At 56.5% G+C, this 16,076-nt stretch carries 19 protein-coding genes and 5 pseudogenes; 19 read left to right on the top strand and 5 right to left on the bottom strand.

The features are described 5' to 3' along the window. Positions 1–11 precede the first annotated feature (11 nt). The 3 pseudogenes from thpD (at position 12) to mnmA (ending at position 3,553) form a co-directional block, all read left to right on the top strand. A pseudogene (gene thpD / locus N7E01_RS01095) lies at positions 12–926 on the top strand (ectoine hydroxylase). A gap of 261 nt (positions 927–1,187) precedes the next feature. Further along, positions 1,188–2,263 (top strand): annotated as a pseudogene (gene aroG, locus N7E01_RS01090) (3-deoxy-7-phosphoheptulonate synthase AroG). Positions 2,264–2,351: 88 nt separating this feature from the next. Continuing rightward, positions 2,352–3,553: pseudogene (gene mnmA / locus N7E01_RS18215) on the top strand (tRNA 2-thiouridine(34) synthase MnmA). Here mnmA and N7E01_RS01075 read toward each other — a convergent pair. Beyond that, a pseudogene (locus N7E01_RS01075) lies at positions 3,493–4,106 on the bottom strand (glutathione S-transferase). The pseudogenes mnmA and N7E01_RS01075 sit on opposite strands and share 61 nt — an antisense overlap. Before the next feature lie 173 nt (positions 4,107–4,279). Between N7E01_RS01075 and purB the strand changes: the two are divergent. Continuing rightward, positions 4,280–5,655, top strand: a pseudogene (gene purB, locus N7E01_RS01070) (adenylosuccinate lyase). 65 nt (positions 5,656–5,720) lie between these two features. Here the strand turns inward: purB and N7E01_RS01065 are convergent. The 3 genes from N7E01_RS01065 to N7E01_RS01055 all read right to left on the bottom strand — a co-directional run bounded on the left by N7E01_RS01065 (position 5,721) and on the right by N7E01_RS01055 (position 6,677). Next, entirely contained in the window at positions 5,721–6,086 is a 366-nt protein-coding gene (locus N7E01_RS01065; RefSeq protein WP_289174171.1) for a hypothetical protein, read from the bottom strand. Positions 6,087–6,145: 59 nt separating this feature from the next. After that, positions 6,146–6,343 (bottom strand): hypothetical protein, encoded by a 198-nt coding sequence (locus N7E01_RS01060; protein WP_289174169.1) that lies wholly within the window; start codon positions 6,341–6,343, stop codon positions 6,146–6,148. Between the two features lie 73 nt (positions 6,344–6,416). Continuing rightward, a complete protein-coding gene (locus tag N7E01_RS01055; protein WP_289174167.1) occupies positions 6,417–6,677 on the bottom strand; it encodes a hypothetical protein in 261 nt (86 codons plus the stop codon). A 443-nt stretch (positions 6,678–7,120) separates the two neighbouring features. On the opposite strand from N7E01_RS01055, the gene N7E01_RS01050 reads away from it, so the two are divergent. From N7E01_RS01050 to N7E01_RS01030, 5 genes are read left to right on the top strand one after another with little or no spacing between them, the layout of a single operon-like run. Then, on the top strand, positions 7,121–7,618 hold the full coding sequence (locus tag N7E01_RS01050; protein WP_289174165.1) for a TrbG/VirB9 family P-type conjugative transfer protein: 498 nt from the start codon (positions 7,121–7,123) through the stop codon (positions 7,616–7,618). Positions 7,619–7,668: 50 nt separating this feature from the next. Next, complete coding sequence (locus tag N7E01_RS01045; RefSeq protein WP_289174163.1) at positions 7,669–8,106, top strand: toxin co-regulated pilus biosynthesis Q family protein; 438 nt, start codon at positions 7,669–7,671, stop codon at positions 8,104–8,106. Then, positions 8,103–9,359 (top strand): hypothetical protein, encoded by a 1,257-nt coding sequence (locus tag N7E01_RS01040; RefSeq protein WP_289174161.1) that lies wholly within the window; start codon positions 8,103–8,105, stop codon positions 9,357–9,359. Before N7E01_RS01045 ends, N7E01_RS01040 begins: the two co-directional genes overlap by 4 nt. Then, a complete protein-coding gene (locus N7E01_RS01035; protein ID WP_289174159.1) occupies positions 9,353–9,652 on the top strand; it encodes a hypothetical protein in 300 nt (99 codons plus the stop codon). The genes N7E01_RS01040 and N7E01_RS01035 overlap by 7 nt, the downstream gene beginning before the upstream one ends. Before the next feature lie 45 nt (positions 9,653–9,697). Continuing rightward, the gene (locus N7E01_RS01030; protein WP_289174157.1) at positions 9,698–10,267 is read left to right on the top strand and encodes a hypothetical protein; all 570 of its coding nucleotides are present in this window, start codon (positions 9,698–9,700) and stop codon (positions 10,265–10,267) included. 58 nt (positions 10,268–10,325) lie between these two features. Here the strand turns inward: N7E01_RS01030 and N7E01_RS01025 are convergent, their stop codons facing one another. Continuing rightward, a complete protein-coding gene (locus N7E01_RS01025) occupies positions 10,326–10,550 on the bottom strand; it encodes a hypothetical protein (RefSeq protein WP_289174156.1) in 225 nt (74 codons plus the stop codon). Between the two features lie 32 nt (positions 10,551–10,582). Between N7E01_RS01025 and N7E01_RS01020 the strand changes: the two genes are divergently transcribed. The 10 genes from N7E01_RS01020 to N7E01_RS00975 all read left to right on the top strand — a co-directional run bounded on the left by N7E01_RS01020 (position 10,583) and on the right by N7E01_RS00975 (position 16,063). Then, positions 10,583–11,005, top strand: a complete 423-nt coding sequence (locus tag N7E01_RS01020) for a hypothetical protein (protein ID WP_289174154.1) — start codon at positions 10,583–10,585, stop codon at positions 11,003–11,005. Positions 11,006–11,140: 135 nt separating this feature from the next. Continuing rightward, on the top strand, positions 11,141–11,563 hold the full coding sequence (locus N7E01_RS01015; RefSeq protein ID WP_289174152.1) for a hypothetical protein: 423 nt from the start codon (positions 11,141–11,143) through the stop codon (positions 11,561–11,563). A 268-nt stretch (positions 11,564–11,831) separates the two neighbouring features. After that, positions 11,832–12,146, top strand: a complete 315-nt coding sequence (locus N7E01_RS01010; protein ID WP_289174151.1) for a hypothetical protein — start codon at positions 11,832–11,834, stop codon at positions 12,144–12,146. A gap of 85 nt (positions 12,147–12,231) precedes the next feature. After that, positions 12,232–12,633 (top strand): ATPase, T2SS/T4P/T4SS family, encoded by a 402-nt coding sequence (locus N7E01_RS01005; protein WP_350494904.1) that lies wholly within the window; start codon positions 12,232–12,234, stop codon positions 12,631–12,633. After that, positions 12,630–12,929 carry an ATPase, T2SS/T4P/T4SS family gene (locus N7E01_RS18210; protein ID WP_350494903.1) on the top strand — a complete coding sequence of 100 codons (300 nt, stop codon included), beginning with the start codon at positions 12,630–12,632 and terminating at the stop codon, positions 12,927–12,929. The genes N7E01_RS01005 and N7E01_RS18210 overlap by 4 nt, the downstream gene beginning before the upstream one ends. After that, complete coding sequence (locus N7E01_RS00995) at positions 12,917–13,309, top strand: hypothetical protein (protein WP_289174149.1); 393 nt, start codon at positions 12,917–12,919, stop codon at positions 13,307–13,309. The genes N7E01_RS18210 and N7E01_RS00995 overlap by 13 nt, the downstream gene beginning before the upstream one ends. 71 nt (positions 13,310–13,380) lie before the next feature. After that, positions 13,381–14,433 carry a type II secretion system F family protein gene (locus N7E01_RS00990; protein ID WP_289174148.1) on the top strand — a complete coding sequence of 351 codons (1,053 nt, stop codon included), beginning with the start codon at positions 13,381–13,383 and terminating at the stop codon, positions 14,431–14,433. 28 nt (positions 14,434–14,461) lie between these two features. After that, positions 14,462–15,040, top strand: coding sequence for a type 4 pilus major pilin (locus N7E01_RS00985; protein WP_289174146.1), 579 nt, complete (start codon positions 14,462–14,464; stop codon positions 15,038–15,040). A gap of 7 nt (positions 15,041–15,047) precedes the next feature. Further along, positions 15,048–15,446 carry a type II secretion system protein gene (locus N7E01_RS00980; protein ID WP_289174145.1) on the top strand — a complete coding sequence of 133 codons (399 nt, stop codon included), beginning with the start codon at positions 15,048–15,050 and terminating at the stop codon, positions 15,444–15,446. Beyond that, complete coding sequence (locus N7E01_RS00975; RefSeq protein ID WP_289174143.1) at positions 15,422–16,063, top strand: hypothetical protein; 642 nt, start codon at positions 15,422–15,424, stop codon at positions 16,061–16,063. Before N7E01_RS00980 ends, N7E01_RS00975 begins: the two co-directional genes overlap by 25 nt. Positions 16,064–16,076 lie beyond the last annotated feature (13 nt).

The following is a 16,076-nucleotide window of genomic DNA, read 5'->3' as shown; positions in this document are numbered from 1 at the left end:
CGGAGGACTGTATGTCAACACTACAAGATGTATATTCTTCGCGTGATGCCTACACGTCAGCCATCATCGCCCGCCAGGACCCTGTGGTCTATGCGGGCGGTGGCTACGCTCAGGCGCTTTCTTCAGAGCAGATCGACGCGTATTCGCGAGACGGTTTTATTGTTTTGCATAATGTCTTCAGCCAGGCTGAAGTGCAGGCCATGCTGGACGAGGTCAAGCGTATGGCTGAAGATCCTGCGGTCGTCAAACTTGACGAAGCCGTCACCGAGCCCGGCAGTGATGCCGTGCGTTCGATTTTTCGCATGCATGAACTGAGCCCGAGGGTGTCTGATCTGGCACGTGACCCGCGCCTGATTCATGTGGCACGCCAGGTTCTGGGTTCCGAAGTCTATATTCACCAGTCAAGAGCGAACCTCAAGCCCGGGTTCACGGGTAAAGAGTTTTACTGGCATTCCGACTTTGAAACCTGGCATATTGAAGATGGCATGCCACGTATGCGTGCGCTAAGTTGTTCGGTGTTGCTGACAGATAACAACGAGTGCAATGGGCCGCTGATGCTTGTGCCGGGTTCGCATCAACAATTCATTGCTTGCCAGGGGTGACTCCTGACAATCATTACAAGCAGTCACTCAAGAAGCAAGAGTTCGGTGTGCCTGATCCGGTCAGTTTGCAGCTTTTGGTAGAGCAAGGGGGATACGGGCCGCCACAGCACAGGCAGGTTCAGTTATTTTTTTGATTGCAACACCATGCACGGGTCGGCCAGCAACATTTCACCCTGGGCGCGTGCCAATGTGTTCATGGTTTACAACAGCATTGAAAATACGCTGGAAGCCCCGAAAAATGGTTTGCGGCCGCGTCCCGAATATCTTGCAACACGCAAGCAGTTTGTTCCTCTCGAGCCACACGGCCGCGTTGTCGCCGCCTGATCGGTTACGGCCGTGCTGGTTTGTTTTCGTTGCGAAGGCGTGGCCTTTGCAACGTTTTTTAAGGGTTGCTGGTTCAGTGTTTCCTGTGCTAGGATTGCTAATCATGTACCGCGCTACCTCGTTTTTCTTCTTCTACTTTTATACTTTTCCGACACGTCTGGTGGGGGAAGGGAAGAAGCGTATTACCTCGTAGCAAGTAAAATTCCCAAAAAGCCGCCAGCATCGCTAGGCGGCTTTTTTGTATCGTTTCAGGAGTCGCAAGTGCCACACAACACCGATGATCTACGTATCCGAGAAATCAAAGAGCTCAGTCCGCCAGCGCATATCATGCGCGAATTCGCGGCAACTGATGATGTCTCGTCGACCGTCCATGCATCCCGTACCGCCATCCATAATATTTTGCATGGCACTGACGATCGCATGGTGGTCGTCATTGGTCCATGCTCGATTCACAATGTCGATGCAGCCCTTGAATATGCAGGTCGCCTCAAAGAGCAGCGCGAGCGCTTCAAAGGTGAACTTGAAATCGTCATGCGTGTTTATTTCGAGAAACCTCGAACGACTGTGGGCTGGAAGGGCCTGATCAATGATCCCAAGCTCGATGGCAGTTTCAACATCAATCTGGGTCTACGTATTGCGCGTGAATTGCTGTTGCAGGTCAACAGCATGGGTTTGCCGGCCGGTTGTGAATTCCTTGACATGATCACGCCGCAATACATTGCTGACCTGGTGTCCTGGGGGCGATTGGTGCGCGTACCACCGAAAGCCAGGTTCATCGCGAACTGGCGTCGGGCTTGTCGTGTCCGGTCGGGTTCAAGAATGGCACGGATGGCAACATTAAAATTGCCGTTGACGCCATCAAGGCCGCATCACAACCCCATCATTTCCTGTCCGTCACCAAAGGTGGCCATTCTGCTATCGTTTCCACCGCTGGCAATGAAGACTGTCATGTCATTTTGCGCGGCGGCAAACAGCCTAACTATGATGCGGCCCATGTTGAGGAAACGTCGACGGTGCTGGCCAAGTCGGGTCTGCGTCCGCGTATCATGATTGATTCCAGTCATGCCAACAGCAATAAAGACTACCGGAATCAGCCTGCTGTTATCGACGACGTTGCCCGTCAGGTTGAAGGCGGCGATGAGCGTCTGTTTGGTGTCATGATCGAAAGCCATCTGGTTGAAGGCCGTCAAGATCACGAACCGGGCAAACCTCTTGTCTACGGGCAGAGCATCACTGACGGCTGTGTGGCCTGGGATGCGTCGGTCCAGATGCTCGAGCGCCTGGCCAATGCGGTCAAGAAGCGTCGCGAGGTTGTTTCCAGCGCGCTCGACGCCTGATGCCCACGCAGCGGCGTCGCGCTGCGCCAGTTTTCCGGTTTGTTCATTTTCCACGACACGTGATTTTGTCGCTTGTCAGCAGGCAGTTATGGTTAATTCGTCATCAGTAAAAGGTCGTGTCGTTATCGGGATGTCGGGCGGTGTGGATTCGTCAGTATCCGCCTGGCTGCTCAAGCAGCAAGGTTACGAGGTTATCGGCCTGTTTATGAAAAACTGGGAAGACGACGATGATTCCGAGTACTGTTCGTCACGGCAAGACTGGATCGATGCGGCCAGTGTGGCAGACCTGCTGGGTATCGAAATTGAGGCCGTCAATTTTGCTGCTGAATATAAAGACCGGGTGTTTTCCGAGTTCTTGCGCGAATATTCAGCCGGTCGTACGCCCAATCCCGACGTGTTGTGCAACGCTGAAATCAAGTTCAAGGCGTTTCTTGATCATGCGATGTCACTGGGAGCAGAGCGTATTGCAACCGGTCACTATGCCCGTGTCAGGTCGGTTGAAACACCGGAAGGTCTTGAGTTCCAGCTGCTCAAGGCGTTTGATGCCTCCAAGGATCAAAGCTATTTTTTGCATCGCCTGAATCAGGCCCAATTATCGAAAACCCTGTTTCCGCTCGGTGAGATTCCCAAGTCGGAAGTGCGGAAAATTGCACTTGAACTGGGTCTGCCCAATGCCGCAAAAAAGACTCCACGGGTATTTGCTTCATCGGTGAGCGGCCGTTTCGCGAGTTTCTCAACCGTTATTTGCCGACACAGCCGGGGCCCATCATGACTCCGGACGGTAAAAAAGTGGGGAAGCATCACGGTCTTGCGTTTTATACCCTGGGCCAGCGCAAGGGCCTGGGTATTGGCGGCGTGAAAGGGCACCAGGATGCCGACGGTACCGCGCAAGCCTGGTATACCGCACGCAAAGATCTTGAAAAGAATGTGTTGTATGTGGTTCAGGGGCATGACCACCCTGGTTACTGCAGCACGGGCTTGCCGCTCAGGATGCCAGCTGGGTTGCCGGCCGGCCCCCGGCTCCGGGGGGTATGGTGCAAAACGCGCTATCGCCAGAGCGATGCAGGTTGTCGGCTCGAGTCTGTCGAAAATGGCCGGTTCACGCTGGCATTCGAGCAACCCCAGTGGGCTGTAACGCCCGGCCAGTCTGCCGTACTGTATGACGGTGATATTTGCCTGGGGGCGGCATTATTACGTAAAGCCCTTACCTGTACCCAAGCCGCGTGTAATCAAGCCGTCAGTTTGGGTACTGTCGTTGCAAATGAGGGGCGGGCCATCAGGCGTTCATAAAGCGCGGCAAGATTGGGGTGGTTTTCGCGCCAGTTCAGGTCGGGCATGCGGAAATCCAGAAAGCCCAGCGCGCAGCCAACCGAAACATCAGCAAGACTGAAATTCACCCCCATGCAGAAATGGTTCTGTGATACACCACGTTCCATGGCATTCAGTGCTGAAATGATTTTCTTGTGTTGCCGATTGACCCAGTCTTCGCTGCGCAGGTGTTCGGGCCGTCGGCCTTCGACAACGATGCTGACACCGGCATCAAGCACGCCGTCGCCAATGGCTTCCCAGCATTTTGTTGCCGTGCGGTCGCGATTGCCTTGAGGCAAGAGGCGACCTACCGGCGAGAGGGTGTCCAGGTATTCGACAATGACGCGCGAGTCGTACAGGCTGCCCCCGTCGTCGGTAACCAGACAGGGCACTTTACCCAGCGGATTGAATTCCTGGATTTTGGTATCTGCAGCCCAGACATCTTCAAGCACGAATTCAAATTCGAGCTTTTTTCGACCATTACGACGCGAACTTTACGAACGAAAGGGCTGGTCATTGAACCGAGGAGTTTCATGGCGCATCAGGAAAGTGAAGGGTCAAAAAAGTATAGCAGGGATAGCTTGCCGTTAATGAAGGGAGGCGGGTTGAATTTGCCCTGTCATCGCCCTGGTGACTGCAGTGTTCGTTATATCCAACAAAAGAGCCCGGGTGGTAAAATCCCGGCTTGTTTTTTCTACGTGAGCCGTAATGCAAATCGCCGATCAACTTAGTCAACTTAATGCACTTTCGCCACTTGACGGGCGTTATGCGGCCAAGGGCAACCCCTGCGGGCAACCCTTTCTGAAGCCGGTTTCATGGCTCACCGTGTTGAGGTTGAGGTCGCCTGGCTGATCGGTTTGTCCGAGGCCGGTTTGCCCGAGCTGCCCGCGTTCAGTGCCGGTGCGCGTCAGCAACTTCTTGCACTGGTCGAGAATTTCTCGGAAGCGGATGCAGCCCGTATCAAAGACATCGAAAAAGTCACTAACCATGATGTCAAGGCAGTGGAGTACTGGCTGAAAGAAAAGGTCGCAGACAGCCCCGAGCTGGCGGCTGCCGCTGAATTCATTCATTTTGCGTGTACGTCCGAGGATATCAACAATACGTCGCATGCGTTGATGCTGACGCGCGCGCGCGACGGGTTTCTGGTGCCAGCCCTGACCGGGCTCGCTGCCAAGCTGCGGGAACTTGCACATACGCATGCCGATCAGCCCTTGTTGTCCCGCACGCACGGCCAGCCAGCCAGTCCGAGTACCATGGGTAAAGAATTCGCCAATGTGGTTGCGCGTCTCGATCGTGCGATTGCGGCGGTAGCGGCGGTTCGCCCGCTGGCCAAGCTGAACGGGGCTACCGGCAATTACAACGCACACCTTTCCGCCTATCCGGAAATTGACTGGCCCGCGTTCAGTGCGCGTGTTCTCTCCGGCCTGGGTCTTGAGCAAAACGAGTTTTCTATCCAGATCGAGCCACACGACTGGATGGCAGCCTTGTTCGATGCGGTTGCGCGTGCCAATACCATTATTCTCGACTTGAATCGTGATATCTGGGGCTATATTTCGCTGGGTTATTTCAAGCAGCGGCTGAAAGAGGGTGAAGTGGGGTCTTCGACCATGCCACACAAGGTAAACCCCATCGACTTCGAAAACTCCGAAGGCAACATTGGTCTGGCCAATGCGGTTCTGCGCCACCTGTCCGAGAAGCTGCCCGTATCGCGCTGGCAGCGTGACCTGACCGACTCCACTGTTTTGCGTAATCTCGGTGTGGGTTTCGGGTACTGTGCCGTGGCGTGGGATGCCTGTCTGCGTGGTTTGAACAAGCTTGAGCTGAATGCTGCGGCGATTGATGCCGATATTGATAATTGCTGGGAAGTCCTGGCAGAACCCGTGCAAACAGTGATGCGTCGGTATGGTTTGCCGCAGCCTTACGAGCAGCTCAAGGCCTTGACCCGTGGCAAGGGGATCAATCAGCAAGGGCTGACTGAATTCATTCAGGGGCTTGACTTGCCTGCCGAGCCCAAGGCACGGTTGCTGGCCATGACACCGCGCTCGTATATCGGGCTTGCCGCCCAGCTGGCACGCAAAATCTAAGGCGTTGCTGTTATTCCGCTTGTGATCGCGGGCCCCGGTCGGGGCCCGCGATCGTTTGACGACGATCAGTTAACGCTTTGCGAGCTTTGCATCTTGGCTTGGGCAGCCAGTATTTTCTCTTCAAGTTCGGGTGAGGTTTTAAGCGACAGAACCGCGGGTGCCTCGGCATCATTTTCGTCTTGCTCAAGTTGCAGGACGATGCTCTGTCCCTCAAAGGCGGCAGGGTTGGCCTGGATCTGAACGTACTGGTTCAACAGCCTGTCGACAGCTTTTTGTGCTTCATACAGCTTCGTCCCGACGCTTGATTCAGCGTGCAGCCTGAATTGCTGTTCAATGGTTTTGGCCAAGTCCCAGCTAAAAAACAGCAGGGCTTTGTCGCCAAAGCATTCGGGGTGCAGAAAACCCCAGGATTCTTGTTGAGACGGGTTCAAGATAATTCAAGAAAAAGTGAAATAACCCGTCTATTGTACCGACTGCCGTTGCAAGCGGGCTAACGCAGCGTCATCCAGGCCAATGCCAGCAGAAGAAGACCGAAGTACACCACGATACCGGTCACCAGACTGGTCACCAGAATATTGAGTTTTTGCCGCAATGGCATACCTCCTGGAGTGGTGTCGTGTTTGTAGATAAGCCAGCGAATAGTGGCCGCCATGGACAGGATGCTGACCAGAATGATTGCAATTTTCATGCCTGTATTCTAGACGTCTCCTGGCGCGGGCGGCCACCGGGGCAGGGCACGGTTCAGTATATCGGGATGCGGTTCAGGCTTGCAGCCAGCTCGAGCAGGGCTTCACTGATTTTGGTGCTATGGCCCGAGGCGTTGCTGTCCTGGAGCAGCCTTTCCTGGAGTCGTGTGGCTGCCTGTTGGCGGATTTCGTCAGGGAATTCCCCAACGCTTCATGAAACGCTGCCGCATAGTCATCGGCCATACCGGTCAGGTCGGCGAAGGTCATGTGGTCGGTGTCGTATTGGCGCGCGATTTTCAGGGCTCGCCCTCGGAAAAGATCAAGAGTTTCATTCATGGTATTGCCTCCTGTGCAGCGTCAGCCGTGCCCCGTGCAGTGCGCCCGAGGGTGACTTGGCGGTTTAGATACCTGGTGACAGTGTGGTGTGGGCTTTTAAGGATTGATTATGGGTAGCCCGCAAGCACAACGGCCAGATGTTGTGAAACGACTTTGGTAAGGCAGGGTCAGCGTAGCAAAATCATTTGATGTTATGTGTATCTAAATGAAACGTATGGATTGTGGGCCATGTCGTTTGATCTGCTGTTGGTTTTTGCTTTTATTTTTATTAAATCATTGAAAATAAAAGAGTAATTTTTTTAATTGGATGATTCTGGAGGTGGATTGATTCGCCCATTCGTACAACCCAGTCTGTTGATCCTGTCGATAAAGCGCGAGCATTAGGCCATGCATGTGGGCAGTTCTACAGTTACGGAGCGTGTGCGATGGGTAAAAAATGGGTTTTGTCTCTATCTTTGGTGGTGGTCTCGGGTTGTGCGCAGTTTCCCGATCTCGGACAAGCGATCAGCGCGCTTTATCCGACAAAAGAAGGCTCGGGTACGCTGCGGGGTCACTCGCCCGGACAAGGCCCGTTCAACTTCGAGTGGGCCTTGTCCGGAGACCGATCGATTGCGCCGTTGCAAGTGTTTGATAATGGCTTGCAGACATGGTTGCAATTTGCCGCCGGCACACCGGTTCCGGCAATTTTTGCCCGTACCGGTATTGTGTCGGAAGGTGTCTCCGCAGCGATTCAAGACCGCCTCCTGACCTCTGTTCAGCAAAACGCCTATGTGGTGCTCAACGAGGTTCCCGAGCAGCTGGTGTTTCGCGGGGGCATCTGCAGGCGGTTGGGCGACGCGCCCGGCCTGTTGCCGCTAACGTCGCTCCCACCGATCCCACCGATCCCACCAATCCCGTCTTTTCCGCTGCGATTGTCACCCCGATTGACGATGTCCCTATAGGCCGTCAAGCATCGCTCGTTACTGCGACCGGGTCTGACCAGGTGGGCAGGGTGACCGAGGCAGGGCCGGCCGTCGTCAATCCGCAGGAGCTCTTTGCAAGCGACCTGAATGTGGCGGTTGGTGCTGCAGGCACTGCCGTTGTTTTGCCGGACACATCCGAAAGTTCAGGAGAGCGCCAGACGGAAGTGCTGACAGCGCGGTTCAGCGTTGATCGCACCGACGGCAATTTGCGTCTGGCATTGATGCGTTGGGCGGGCGCTTCCGGGTGGGATTTCGGCCCCGAGCATTGGGGGGTTGATGTCGATATTCCCATCATTGGCGCAGCAACGTTCGAGTTGCCTTTCATCGAGGCGGTTCAGGCGCTGGTGTCATCAACAGAGCTTGCCGGTCATCCCTTGCAACCCTGTTTTTATTCCAACCGGGTATTGCGGGTGGTACCGTATGCCCAGCCATGCAATCGGGGTACTGCCCAGATGGTGACCGCATGAAAAGGGGCCGAAGCGTTGTTTTTCTGGCGATTGTGCTGGTTTTGCCGGGTTGCGCCTTGCAAGACAGAATCGCACAGATCTCTGCGTCCGTCGGGTTGACCAAGGCCCGGGTTGAGCAGCAGCACGCTGTCTTTAAAGATACCGTCTCGGATGAGGGTGTGCGTCATGCCGCCCAGCGAGTGGATCGTCCCTGGCTGGTCGGTGTACCTCAACCTTTGGCGCGCGATGTCACCTTGCCGCTGGCTCTGCGGGCCAATGTCAAGACGACATTGGTGTTTGCGTCCGAAGCTCGGCCTTTGCCGGTAATTGCACAGCGTATCGCATTGGCGACAGGCATTCCTGTGTATGTTCGGCCGGAAGCCTTGTTACCCCAAGAACGGTTCGCCGCCCGGCTTGCTGGCGGCGACATGACCGGGTCAGCCGGAGCTGTCATTTCGGCCTCTACCATGTCATTTGCCGGTGAGTCCGAGCCACTGTCGATCATTCTTGATCGTATCGGAGCAACCTTGGGCGTGAACTGGCGCTACGAGCAGGGTCGGATTGAGTTTTACCGGACTGAAACACGGGTTTTCAATCTTCGTGCCTTGGCGCAAGGGGCTCAGTCAGAGGCTTCTTTGGGGGCCAGTCGCAGCGGGCAAACCCAAGGTTTCTCCAGTAGCTCGAATACACGTTTGCAAAGTGAGCCCATCGATTTGATGGCCGTCATCAAGGCCCGCATAGAGCCGTTCCTGACCCGCGCCGGGGTTGCTGTGGCACAAGAGGGGGCCAGTTCCCTGGTTGTGGTCACTGATACTCCCGAGGTTTTACGCCAGATCGCGACTTACCTCGAACGCGAAAACCTGGCGTTGACACGTCGGATTCGACTGGTTTTTGAAGAAATAACCCTCATCAGCCGCGACAATGCAGAGGCGGGTCTGGACTGGAATGTTGTTTTTACCAGTGCACGCCTTGCGGCGTCGGCGGCATCTACAGGTTCAGCATTGGCCGAGGCAGCCAGTTTGGGGGTTGCTTTGGCCGATGGGCCATTCAAGGGGTCCGAGGCCATGATCAAGGCACTCGGTCAGGTGGGTCAGGTGGTCAGGCGCAGCAGCGTTCCGGTGCTCACCTTGAATCGCAGGCCCGTGACGCATGCCGTGCGCACCACGTTCTCATACATTGACAAGGTGCAGACGACAGCTTTGGGGCAGGGGTGGACAGCAGCTTGCCAACGGTTTCGGTCAGTCAGAAAGAGGAGACGGTCGGTTCGTTGCTGACCCTGATTCCCGATGCCCAGGACAATGGCCAGATTCTATTGTCAATGGCCTATGACAATACCGTGGCGCAACCGCTCAAATCGGTGACGTTTGGCGATGCCGCCAACCCCTTGCAGTTGCAGCAGGTCACCATTGACGGCAATGGTACTGTGCAGCAACTTGTACTGCAGCCGGGGCAGCCGGTCCTGGTGTCGGGTTTCGACCGTACCCAGGAAGAGCATGATGCGCGTCGTTTGAATCCTGGCATGCCCCTGTTGCTTGGGGAAGTGATCGCGCTGCGTCACAGACGTTGAAAACCGTCATTCTGATCACGGCCCAGGTTGAAGAGGGTTTTGACCATGTCAGGTGATTCTGTACGTTGTCTGCCCATTGACGGCAAGGTTCTGGTGTTCGGGATGGACTGGTTGCCCTTGCTCGGGAGTGACGCCCGACAGCAGGCACTGGCGAAGGCCCGTCGGCATCAGGCCAGCCACTTTGTACTTGCGTCCGAGCATGCTGCGGCAATGGGCCTGGTTCAATTGTCGACGACTGCAGAAACGCATTCAGGCTTGCCCTATTCGGCCGCGCAGGTCATGGCAGCCTTGCATCCGGTAGGGACGGTGGTGGCACTGATCGGGATTTCCCTGCATTATGGTGGTTGGTTGCGATTCATGAAGGGGCCGTCGTCGCGCGTACGGATTTGTTGTTCAGTGATCCGGCTCAAGCCGCGCCGATTGTGGCAGAGGTGTGTGCAGCCTACCCCCAGTCGCGTTGCCTTGAAGACACCGCTGATGCCTCCGGTTTACCTGGTCTGGATGCGTTGTCTCGCGCCGCCGACAGCAAGGCACGACTGCAGCGCGTGCATGATGTCAGACGTTGGATTTGGCCTGCCGGACTGTTTGCCGTGCTTGCGCTGGCTGCCGGTATAGGGTTCGTTGGCAAATTACCCGTTTTTTTGGCCAGACAAGCGCCAAGGCCCCAGCGCTGTCATTGACTCAGCAACTGTACGCCTGGGAACGGGTTCGTAACGCCATGGCTGAAGGTATACCGGTGCATGGCGTGTCGGGCATGCATGTCGTTTTGCAGTCGTTGTACCGGGTTCCCGTCGCCCTGGCGGGTTGGCAGCTGGGCCAGGCGGATTGCCGGTCTCAGGGTATGGCATGGCGTTGTATTGCGTCGTATCGCCGCGTTGATCGCCATGCTGATAATCACGGGCTTATGGGGCTTGCCCCAAAAACTGGCTGTTGCGTTTCCCGGCGGTCGATCGCGTTGAGGCTGAATGGGAAATTTCATCAGCGGCAATCCGCTTGTCAGATAGCCGGGTAGACGAGGCTCTGCATTCGCAACGGAATTGGCTGAGCAGCCTTCAGCAAATCAGCGCGGCTTTTGTCGCGTTGAAGGCAACCGATGCCAGTGCAGTGCCTTTGCAGGCTCCGTCAGACGAGCAAGGGAATGTCCTGCCAAAGCCAGATAATTTCCGGCTGTATCAGCGTAGACAACTTCAAGCTGAAGGACCTTTGCGATCTTTCAGTCTCTTGTTGCCTAATCTGACCGGTGTGCGCTGGCATCGTCTGACCTTGACCCTGAAAGCTCTTGAGCATCCAAACCTGACGCAAAGTCGTCTCAATCTGTCAGCCCAAGGAGAGCGTTATGAATGGCAAAGTTAATGCACCGCATTTTGTTGGTCCTGGAACCAGGGCTCCCGTTTGCCCAACGGTGTCTGCGGGTGCTGCGCTGGCTGTGCTGGTCGTGCTGGAGTCAGTATTTCCCCGGTTGCCTGGGCAGATTCACAGCCCGGTTCCTTGCCTTCACCGGCGACAGTACAGGCGGCATCCGTTCAGAATGAATTGCTTGGCGATCAAATGCTGGTGCGCGAACTGATGAGGCTCGATGCCGAGCAGGCAGCGTTGCGTTTGCGCAAGGGCACTTCATCGGCAGCAGGGGACACCGTGATGACGCCGACGCCTCAGCTGCGTGGTGATTCAGGTCAGCTACGGCCGAAATTACAGGCGATTTATGGGGTAGGGCAACGGTTGCTGGCCGAGGTTTCCTGGCAGGGACAGTCCTATATCTATCTCAAGGGTCAGGCCCTGCCAGCCGGTCGCAAGGCCGATGCCTCGACGCTGCGTTTGAAGTCGATCAGTGCGCGTTGTATTGCGCTGCAAGGTCCTGACCGGTTGTTTGAGTCATGTCTTGGTTCTGCTGGCCACGAGGGGGTGCGATGAAAAAGTCTGCCTGGCGTCTTGACCTTAAATTTCCCGGTTACCGCATCAGTGATGCCATCGTTCCGCCAGATCGATTTGAACGTACGGATGCCGTTGTTATTGCCAGTGCTGATGATATGCATCTGGTTCGGCCTGCGATACGTCGCTCGCTAAGCGTTGAGCTCGGGGTCGAAAGGCTGGCGGCCAAGCTGTGTCCGGTCGCGCTGGCCGATGATTCTGTGGCCATCCTGGCACTGGCCGAGCATGTGGGGGTGACCTGGCCGATGAGTTGGCCCGACGCATTTGCTCGAGTGGTCTGCGTCTGGCAACACCTCAGCGCTATATTCTGGCCGCACCGCTGTTGCTGTCGATTGCTCGTCATCAGTGGGCAGGTACTCCGCTGTCTTCGGGCTCAGAAGCGGTGGTTTCGAGCTCGGCTTTGGCGGGCGCCTTCCAGGACATGGTTGAGTGGGGGTACGCCATGGCGCCAGCGACCTCCACTTCAACGTACAGCTGGATCAGGCTGACTCTGAAGTTCGCTTTACGCTCCAGGGTCGTTACGTGGCGCCTGAGCGTTTTCGTCGTATTCCAACGGCGACCTTGAATGAAATGCTGGCTGTTGCCTGGATGGATATTCGTGGGGGCAACGGAGCCGTCTTTGATCCCAACACCGAGCAGCAGGGGCGCTGGTGCGCCAGGTGGATGGTCGCAGTATTTTGTTGCGCTGGGCGTCAATGGCTGCCGAGCGTGGTCCCAGCGTGTGTTTGCGTTTGCTTGATCGCACGCGTGCGGGCGAGACCGGCTCGCTGGAAGCCTTGGGCTATCTGCCCCATCAGGCCCGGATGATAGAGCGCGGCATGTTGTCAGAGGGTGGGGCGGTGGTCTTTGCCGGTACGGTTGGTTCAGGCAAGTCGACAACCCTGGCATCCCGGATCGCCATGTTGCCGCCCGAGCGCAAGGTGGTGACGCTGGAAGATCCGGTAGAGTACCTGATCCCGGGGCTGTCCAGAACACCGTCAGTCGTGATCCGTCGAAAGACCGGCATGATGGTTTTTCGGCCAAACTCAGAGCCCTCAAGCGTTCGGCCATGACGGATGTGCTGCTCGGTGAGGTGCGTGATCGTGAAACGGGCGAAGCGTTCATGGATCTGGCCAGTTCAGGTGTAAATGTGTACACCACAACCCATGCACCGTCGGCGTTGCTGGTGGCCGAGCGTTTGGCATCGTCCGTGATTGGTGTGTCTCGCGATTTTCTGGCGACGCCCGGGATTCTCAAGCTGGTGGTTTATCAGGCGCTGATGCCGTGTCTCTGTGCGTATTGCAGCCTCGATTCAGGGCAAGCCGCTGCAGGGGGCTGTTTGATGAGCCGTTTGCCATGCAAGCATTGAAAAACCTGGAGAGTCGTCTTGGGGGCCGACCAGCTACATTGCGTTTCAGGAATGGCCAGGGCTGTTCATCATGTGCCGGGGCGGGCCATTCTGCGCTGGCGGGTTATTCCGGGCGCACGGTTATTGCCGAGTGCTTTGAACCGCACGAGCATCCGGGGTATCTGGCCAGCCTGAAGCAGGCGGACAGTGGAGCCTACCGTTCACTGGATGTCGATGCCGGCTTCCAGATCACAGCGGCTGACAGCGTCCGGTCTTCGCTGGCTTGCGCTGCCTATAAGGTTGTGGCGGGTCAGCTTGATCTGTTTGATGTCGAGCGGCGGTTTCAGGTGTTCCAGCGCCTGACCTCGGTCGACAAAATGGCGGTCGGGAGGGCGTGCTGATGTCGTTTGTTTCAAGGTTGCGGACGTGGCTTCGCGCACTGCAACATCAAAATGATGTCAGACGTTTTCGCTTGGAACGCGCTGATTACTACGAGTATTTGTCTGACTTCATGCATGCGGTCGCGGGTGCGCGCACACTCAAGGATATCTTCGAGCAAGATGCGCGACGTTATGGGCCTTCAACCCATCGAGGACGTTTGTCAGCGTATTGGTCAACGACGTATCCCCTTGCCGGTGGTGACCTGCATGCGGCCTGGCGAGGTTCATTTCCCGAGGATGAACTGGTCATTATCCGGGTGGCCCAGTTGTCGGGTAACGCAGCCTTGATTGAGACTCTGAGGGATCTGGCCGCTTCTCAGCGGCTTGTGCGTGAGGCTCGGGACATTTTGGTGAGCACGCTGACAGCTGCCGTGGTGGCCGTTCTGGTCTGGGTGGCCATGATGCTTGTGGTGCCCATGTTCACGGTTCCCCGGTTGAAAGACGTATTTGGCATGTTGCCTGTCGAGTATTACGGGCAGGCCACCCGTGAATTATTCGGCCTGGCGCGGTGGATCAATCAGTGGTGGCCAGGGTTTGCCGTACTCACAATTGTCATGCTGGCTAGTCTGGCCTGGACATTTCCGAACCTGGTCGGTACGCCGCGACGATGGCTGGATCACGTGCTGTTCTGGCGTTTGTACCGGTGCGTGGCGGCAGTTCGCATGCTGTCGGTTTTGCACGTTGTCCTGGCCCGTAATGACGCCAGCTCGACACAGTTGCGCACGGCGATCAGTCTGTTGTGTCGGGGCGCATCGCGCTGGCATGGCTGGCACCTGAATCTGATGATAGAACGCATTGACCGCGGGTGGGTTGGGGCTCAAACGTTTGATACGGGTTTGCTTGATCGCCCTTTGTTCTGGTATTTGCAAGATCTTGCAACCACGCGTGGTCTGGTCCCTGCGTTGACTCTGTGCAAAGTGCGATTGGCGAATCAGGTTCTGAAATCAGTGGCGCATCAAGCGGCCGTCAGCCGCTGGGTCATGTTGTTGGGGTGTGTCGCCTCGTTGCTTGGGTTGGGGCTATGGCACTACGTGGTCATTGATGAGTTGCGGCGCAGTCTCATGACTTTTTATGCCAGCCAGTAGGGCTGGTCTTTTCCAGGGAGAGCAATCCATGTCACATCAGCATCAGAATCTTCTTTTTCTCGTTCACCGCAACTTTCAGCGTCAACGAGGGTTTTCATTGATTGAGGTTTCGATCGTAACGGCAATTGTCCTTTTGCTGGCCATCATCGGGATCCCGGCTATCGGCAGTTACGTTATTGAAAACAAAGTGCCCAAGGTGGGTGAGGAGTTGGCCCGGTTTGTCCTTCAAACCAAGGTGAATGCGCCCCATGGGTCTTCGGAACCCTATCTGGGCATTGCAACGTCCAGTTTTGCCAATACAGTGCGTGAGTCCAGCATTTTTTCGGTATCGGGTACAGAGGCCAGTCCCAAAGTGTTGCATGGTCTGGGCAAGGCCGGTGAGGTTACGGTTGCGTCGGCTGATCTGGGGGCGGCATTTGCCATTACCCTGACCAATATCAACCATGTGGCCTGTCCGGCAATTGCATCGGTGTTGCAGCGTGTCAGCGATTCAATGACGGTTGACGGAACGACCATCAAAGATGCAACGACCAGTTACAGTGCCCTGGCGACCGAAGCCTTGTGTACCAAGGGAGATGTCAATACCTTTGTATTTACGGCCAGCTGAGGCCACCATGAAATGCCGGCAACGTGGTTTCGCCTTGTTTGAGCTGATCATTGCTGCACTGATCGCAACCCTGCTGGCGGTCTGGGCCTCCGAGGCGCTGGTGCGAAAAGCCCAGGAAGCCTCAGCCCAGGCTGTTGCCGTCTGGATGGAGGGCGTTAAAGAAGCGGTGACGCTCTATCTTTCCCGCCATGCGGGTGACCTGCGCAATGCGGTATTGGCCGGTGACCTTGCGGGCCATGGTTTTGCCGACTGGCGCTCGCCGACGTTGGCTGAACTCAAGCAGGGCAATTTGCTGTCGGCTGGTTATCCCGAAGTCTATGGCCGCAATCTGCGTTTGGCGGTGCGTGTGCTAAGGCAGGGGTGTGCCCAGGCGATAACTGCGTGTCCGAGGCCGTGGTGCACCTGACATCGCCGCTGGACATGGCGATCACCGGTCGGCCTGGCGAGTCGGTAGTGGCCGCATGGCTGGCCGCAGCGAAAGGCTATGGCGGTGTGGTGGCCAGGGCGGATGAAACCCGCCTCGCGGGTACATCGTATGTGTATGCCAATCCTCCGGATCCGGAAATGTCGGCATTGCCGGCAGGGGTGGTTGCGCTGGCGATAACGCAGGCCGGAATGGCGGGCTTTCCTTTCCTGAAAGTGGGTGATGAACGTGATCCGGAATTCGGTTCAGCCCTGACCGTGGCAGGAACCATCAAGACGAATTCAGGGTTGCGCGTTCAATCATCGTTATGGCTGGGAACACAGGCGGTGGCCATGACGTCTTGCCCTGAAAACGGGTTGCTCGTTCGCGAGCAGTTTGGCGGGGTACTGGTCTGTCGCAGCTATCTGTGGCGATCTGCCGGGGGCAGGGGTGGCGGTGGGTATTCGGTTAACTCGGTCTCGGGTTGCCTGCCGTCGGCCATCAACCCGGTAACCGGGGCTTGCAGCTGCCCATCGGGGTACTCGCTGGTTCTGATTGCTGACAGCGGCCCGCAAGCGGATACTCAGGGAAGGACTCGTGGGTACTTGTGCACGGGCTGATCCGACCCGTGCA

Origin of the sequence: Neopusillimonas aromaticivorans, assembly GCF_030344915.1 — a bacterium.
Taxonomy (GTDB): Bacteria; Pseudomonadota; Gammaproteobacteria; order Burkholderiales; family Burkholderiaceae_B; genus Neopusillimonas; species Neopusillimonas aromaticivorans.
This window is presented reverse-complemented; position numbering and strand designations above follow the sequence as displayed.

What these genes read in the sequence shown, in the direction of transcription:
- N7E01_RS18210 (WP_350494903.1), top strand. Translation starts at nt 12,630, where the DNA reads ATGACGGATGTGCTGCTCGGTGAGGTGCGTGATCGTGAAACGGGCGAA.
- N7E01_RS00995 (WP_289174149.1), top strand. Translation starts at nt 12,917, where the DNA reads ATGCAAGCATTGAAAAACCTGGAGAGTCGTCTTGGGGGCCGACCAGCT.
- N7E01_RS01055 (WP_289174167.1), bottom strand. Translation starts at nt 6,677, where the DNA reads ATGAATGAAACTCTTGATCTTTTCCGAGGGCGAGCCCTGAAAATCGCG.
- N7E01_RS01040 (WP_289174161.1), top strand. Translation starts at nt 8,103, where the DNA reads ATGAAAAGGGGCCGAAGCGTTGTTTTTCTGGCGATTGTGCTGGTTTTG.
- N7E01_RS01030 (WP_289174157.1), top strand. Translation starts at nt 9,698, where the DNA reads ATGTCAGGTGATTCTGTACGTTGTCTGCCCATTGACGGCAAGGTTCTG.
- N7E01_RS01060 (WP_289174169.1), bottom strand. Translation starts at nt 6,343, where the DNA reads ATGAAAATTGCAATCATTCTGGTCAGCATCCTGTCCATGGCGGCCACT.
- N7E01_RS00980 (WP_289174145.1), top strand. Translation starts at nt 15,048, where the DNA reads ATGAAATGCCGGCAACGTGGTTTCGCCTTGTTTGAGCTGATCATTGCT.
- N7E01_RS00985 (WP_289174146.1), top strand. Translation starts at nt 14,462, where the DNA reads ATGTCACATCAGCATCAGAATCTTCTTTTTCTCGTTCACCGCAACTTT.